The organism is Clostridium polynesiense, from assembly GCF_000820705.1.
GTDB lineage: Bacteria > Bacillota > Clostridia > Clostridiales > Clostridiaceae > Clostridium_AA > Clostridium_AA polynesiense.
The window spans coordinates 1-5,430 of the sequence record NZ_CCXI01000051.1; the positions used below are offsets into that span (position 1 = coordinate 1).

Genomic DNA, 5,430 nt, shown 5'->3' on the forward strand with positions numbered 1-5,430 from the left:
AAAATCGGTGGATCAAAAGCTATAGCTCTTGCAAAGGAAATTAATTGTCTTTGTCCCTGAGATAAGGTGGTTCCTCTTTCATTTACAGGAGAATCATAAGCTTTAGGAAGCTTTTCTATAAATTTATCAGCATTAACATACCTGCAGGCCTTTATTATATCCTCGTCGGTTATAGAGCTTTCATTAAGCCTTACATTTGATTTAATATCTCCGGTGAACAGGAAAACATCCTGAAGCACAGCTGCAACATTTTTTCTTAAGTCCTCTTGTTTCATATCCTTTATATTAATTCCATCGATTAATATTTCCCCTTTTTGTATGTCATAAAGCCTTGTAATTAAGCTAATAATCGAGGTTTTTCCTGCTCCTGTGGCACCTACGAAGGCTATTTTTTCTCCAGGATTAATGGTGAAGCTCACATCTTTTAAAACCCAGTCATCTTCATTATAAGCGAACCAGACATTTTTAAATTCAATTTTACCTCTTAGTCGGGCTACTTTTTTAGGAGATACGGGATCCTGTATTATGCTTTTATTGTCCAAAAGCTCAAATATCCTTTCTGAAGAAGCCATGGAGGATTGAAGTAAGTCGTATTTTTCAGTAAGGTCAAAGATAGGCTGAAAGAACATGGTGATATAATTTACAAAAGCAAAAACCAAACCAAAGCCCAACTCATTTCTTATAATTTTAGAACTTCCATACCATATTACAAGTGCCATGGTTATGGAAGATAAAAGCTCTATTATAGGTCTAAATACAGCAAAAACAGTGGTCTGCTCCATAGACGCATCCTTATAGGCGGTATTTATGTTGTCAAATTCTATAAACTTTTTTTCCTCCTTATGATAGGTTTGTACTATCTTCATACCTGAAATATTTTCTGACAAAAAGGCATTAATTTTTGATAATCTTGACCTTACTTTTCTATAAGCTGCTCTATCATATTTTTTAAATAAAACTGCAGTAAAAAATATAAACGGAACAGTAATGATTGATATCATAGTAAGTTTTACGTTTAGCATAAACATTGCAAGGACGATACCAAAAAGCATAAATACATCTTTAATTAAAAATATCAATACACCGGTATACATTTCATTAAGGGTTTGTACGTCATTTGTAAGTCTTGTTACAAGCTTACCTACAGGAGTTTTATCAAAAAAGGATAAGCTTAAGCCTTCAATATGAGTAAAAAGTTTATTTCTTATATCAACAACTATTTTTTGACCTGTATATTGGAGAATATAAATTTGAGTGTAATTAACTATAAACCCAAGGACGTAAATGGCAAGAAGCACTATAACCATGTAAGTAAGTCCGTTAATATCTTTATTTCTAAGGGAATTAATCTCTGATTTACTCAGTTCTTTAAAAATTTTATGACTTTTATCACCCTGAATAAGTATATTGTTTTCTATGATAAAGTCATTACTATAGTCTAAAGAGCCCTCCACTAAGTATGCTTTTTTATTATAATAAGCTATGGAATAAACTTTATTTTTTTCAAAAGAAATATCTCCTTTAGGTACTTTAATAAAAAAACTGCCATGAATATTAACTGATTTATAGGTATCTTGTGTTACTTCATAAACCGGCATTCTAAAGCCGTTAATATAATCATCAATAGCTGTTTTCATAAAAACCGGCATGATTAATGTAAATACCGTGGATATAACCATCAAAAGCATAACTACAGCAAAATACTTTTTAAAAGGTTTTGTAAAGGAAAGAAGTCTTTTCATCAGTTTAGAATCATACTGTTTTATTTGAATTTCTTCATCAAAGTGCTCCATCAATTATCACCTTCCTCCTGGATTTTTTCTTCTATAAGCTGCTTTTCGTAGATTTCATTATATAATCCTTTAAGAGATATAAGCTCAGAGTGCTTGCCTTGCTCTACTATTTCTCCCTCATCAAGAACTAATATATTATCACTGTTTTTAACAGCGGATATCCTGTGGGATATTATTATAGAAGTCCTATCCATCATTATAGATTTTAGATTTTCAAGTATCTTAGCCTCTGTCTTTGCATCTACAGCAGATAAACAATCATCCAAAATCAGTATTTCAGGATCCTTAATAAGAGCTCTTGCAATAGAGACCCTCTGCTTTTGACCACCGGAGAGTGTAACACCTCGTTCTCCAACTATAGTGTCGAAGCCTTCAGGAAAATCCATAATATTATCATATATATCAGCATCCTTCGAAGCTTTTATAACAGCTTCTATATTCAGTGAGTCCTGAGAAAGATTTATGTTCTCCGTTATATTAGAAGAAAATAAGAAGGGATCGGAAGCAAGTGCAATATTTTCTCTAAGTGTCTTTAAAGGAATAGAATTTATATCATAACCGTTAATGGTTATTTTTCCATCATCTATATTAAAAAGTCTGACAAGAAGGTTTACCAGTGTACTCTTACCACTTCCGGTTCTACCGATAATTCCTAAGGTTTCCCCCTTGTTTACATGAAGGTTTATATTCTTAAGAGCAGGTTCTTTTGTATCCTTATAATAAAACGTTAAATCTTTAATATCTATATCCCCGTTAATGGAATTAATTGTATGCACCCCAGGGGTGCTTACAATTTCTGGGTTTTCTTTGAGTATTTCTTCAATTCTTTCCAAGGAGGCGAAGCCTCTTTGGATTACGTTTATAACCCATCCTATTGCCATCATAGGCCATACAAGCTGTCCAAGATACATATTAAAAGCTACAAAGTCTCCAAGGGAAATATCTCCCTGAATGACATATAGACCTCCTAAGCCAATAAATATTACAAATCCAAGTGAAGCCAGTAATTCAACTAAGGGGTGTAATAATCCCCAAAGTTTTGCAAATTCCATATTTTCTTTTAAATTATGATTATTTTCAGCGGAGAATTTCTCGAATTCACTATCCTCTTGAACGTAGGATTTTACAACTCTTATTCCTGAAAGGTTTTCCTGTACTATATCTGTCAGTGATGAATAGGCTTTTTGAACGGACATATATTTTTTATGAATTTTTTTACCGAATTTTGAGGCTATTATTGAAATGAAGGGGAGTGGTATCAGAGAGATTATAGTTAGCTTCGTATTTATACTAAGCATAATTATGATAGTTATGAAAGACATAAATATTGAGTCGACTATCATTACTACTCCAAAACCTAAGGCATGTACTACTGAATTTAAATCATTTGTAGCCAGAGCCATTAAGTCTCCGGTTTTTTTGCTGTTATAAAAATTAATGGACATTGATTGAAGATGTTTAAAAAAAGTGTTCCGAATATCATATTCGATATTCTTTGAGGTTCCTATAATAAATATCCTCCAAATAAATCTCCCTGCTGCAATTACTGACGCGGCAGCTAATAATAGAAGTACAAATTTTAATATGAATTTATCTGAAGCATATCCAGTTGATAGGCTATCGCTTATTACTCCTATTATTTTTGGAGGGGCTAGCTGTACTAAATCTACTAATAGTAAAACCCCTATGCCTAACATATATTTATTCTTATACTTGTAGGCATATTTAAAGATGGATTTTAATTTATGCATAAAGTATCGCTCCTTTGACATTATGTAATTATGTAATTATATAATTATGTAATTATTAAAAAGAAATATAACATAGGTATAAAGATAGCAGGCAGCATATTAGCTACTTTAATTTTTGTTATTCCTAAAATATTAAGTCCTAAAGCTAATATTAAGATGCTTCCTACTACAGATATTTCGTTAATAAGGGATGGAGTGAGAATATTTTTTATTAGTGAAGCTGATAAAGTTATAGTTCCCTGATACATTAAAACTGCAAGAGATGAGAAGAGAACTCCCACACCTAAAGAAGAGGCAAATACAATTGATGAAATACCATCAAGTACTGATTTAGTATAGAGTATTTCATGATTACCCTTAAGTCCGCTGTCTAATGAACCAACTATAGCCATGGCCCCTACACAAAAAAGCAGTGTTGCAGATACGAAGCCCTGGGAGAAATCCCCTTTACCTATTTTTTTGAATTTATTTTCTATAGAGACTGAGAATTTAGATAAGGCATTTTCTATATCTATAAACTCTCCCACCAGTGCTCCCAGAGCAAGGGAAACAATAGTTAACAGCATATTGGAACCTTTGAGGCTTCCTGATATTCCAATTATTATAACTGCTAGTCCTACAGCTTGCATCACCGTTTTATTAATTTTTTCCGGTATCCCGCCCTTTATGAGTAATCCTATAAAACCACCTATAAGGATTGCAAAACAATTCACTAATGTTCCTTTCAAGTAAAACACTCCTTCATTTTATGTCTAGTATATAAATTATATCATGTAATTTATTATACGAAATAACAGAATTTTATTTTATCAAAATATTCAGTTATTAGTTTGATAGTTATTAGAAAAATCTATATAATAATTATAAGGAGAATTACGGGAGGCGATTAATATGATATCAGTAGAATTTGATAGTCTTAAGTGGGTAAATGATTTTATGAATAACTCTGAACCGTTAAGCAGTAAGGACTTTCAAGAGCTTAAAACATTTACATTTATGTGGGACATGTTTCAGGTAAAGGCCTGTAAGGGAGTGGCAAATGCACAGAGTATTTCAGATTTTGTGCTTAAGGATTTAAAGACAGAAAAGCAAAACAGATCTTCAAGCGTGGTAGATGCATATTTTGACTACTTTCGAAATAGATACGTTAAAGATAAAAATTTAAATGAGCTTTTTGAAAAAATGACAAGAAATACTGAAGAAACCTTTGACACAAAATCAGGAGAATATAATGTTAAAGACTTTATAGGAAGTAATTTATTAGATGAAAATCCTACTGAAATTAACAAAATCATAACCTGCCTATTAATAGCCTACAGATGGAGAAGTAACTTTTTTATGTTAAACAGAGATAGAATTATAGTTCGTAATCAATATAAAAACTTCAATATAGCAAATAAATTTATAGCCATGATATTGCAGCAGTACAGAAAATCAAATGAATAATTATATAGCCATTAGGGAATAATTTCTATAAAACCTAATAGGAGGCATTCTGTAATGGGTATATTGAGAAACTTACTAGGTAAGAAATTAAAAGAAGAAGTTAAAGGCGGAATAAATATAAAGATTAACAGTGAGCAGTATGAGTATGATAATTTATATTATTGCCTATGCAGGGAAGAAGAGCTTAAGGATGAAATAATAAGTCCAGCAGAAGGAAAGAAGGAAGTAATCCCATAATTAGTATTTGCTTATGTTTATAAAGCACCGCAGAGATGGCTCTGCGGTGCTTTTTTTTAATAGGACCAATTTCCCTTTATAAATATGGGGATTTTTTTATTATCATGAGTAAGGCCGATTATTTCAAAATCCTCTGTTCCAATCATAAAATCTACATGAGTTAAAGAATTATTGACACCGGCAGCTTCTAACTCACTTTTGGT

Annotated in this window: 6 protein-coding genes; 2 read left to right on the top strand and 4 right to left on the bottom strand. The window is 31.8% G+C overall.

Translation table 11 applies throughout. From position 1 onward, the window contains the following. From TA89_RS05020 to TA89_RS05030, 3 genes are all read right to left on the bottom strand, one after another. A partial coding sequence (locus TA89_RS05020; protein WP_040211421.1) for an ABC transporter ATP-binding protein occupies positions 1–1,793 on the bottom strand: 1,793 nt, incomplete at its 3' end. Beyond that, a complete protein-coding gene (locus TA89_RS05025; RefSeq protein WP_040211424.1) occupies positions 1,793–3,544 on the bottom strand; it encodes an ABC transporter ATP-binding protein in 1,752 nt (583 codons plus the stop codon). The genes TA89_RS05025 and TA89_RS05020, both read right to left, overlap by 1 nt. Positions 3,545–3,588: 44 nt before the next feature. Continuing rightward, positions 3,589–4,272 carry a DUF554 domain-containing protein gene (locus tag TA89_RS05030; protein ID WP_040211425.1) on the bottom strand — a complete coding sequence of 228 codons (684 nt, stop codon included), beginning with the start codon at positions 4,270–4,272 and terminating at the stop codon, positions 3,589–3,591. 163 nt (positions 4,273–4,435) lie between these two features. On the opposite strand from TA89_RS05030, the gene TA89_RS05035 reads away from it, so the two are divergent. Both TA89_RS05035 and TA89_RS05040 read left to right on the top strand, forming a co-directional pair. Beyond that, positions 4,436–4,990 (top strand): hypothetical protein, encoded by a 555-nt coding sequence (locus TA89_RS05035; RefSeq protein WP_040211427.1) that lies wholly within the window; start codon positions 4,436–4,438, stop codon positions 4,988–4,990. Positions 4,991–5,044: 54 nt separating this feature from the next. Further along, positions 5,045–5,227, top strand: coding sequence for a hypothetical protein (locus TA89_RS05040; protein WP_040211429.1), 183 nt, complete (start codon positions 5,045–5,047; stop codon positions 5,225–5,227). A gap of 56 nt (positions 5,228–5,283) precedes the next feature. Here TA89_RS05040 and TA89_RS19030 read toward each other — a convergent pair. Next, a partial coding sequence (locus TA89_RS19030; RefSeq protein WP_147590077.1) for an aminopeptidase occupies positions 5,284–5,430 on the bottom strand: 147 nt, incomplete at its 5' end.

Coding starts and splice junctions, on each gene's coding strand:
- TA89_RS05025 (WP_040211424.1), bottom strand. CDS start 3,544: ATGCATAAATTAAAATCCATCTTTAAATATGCCTACAAGTATAAGAAT.
- TA89_RS05035 (WP_040211427.1), top strand. CDS start 4,436: ATGATATCAGTAGAATTTGATAGTCTTAAGTGGGTAAATGATTTTATG.
- TA89_RS05040 (WP_040211429.1), top strand. CDS start 5,045: ATGGGTATATTGAGAAACTTACTAGGTAAGAAATTAAAAGAAGAAGTT.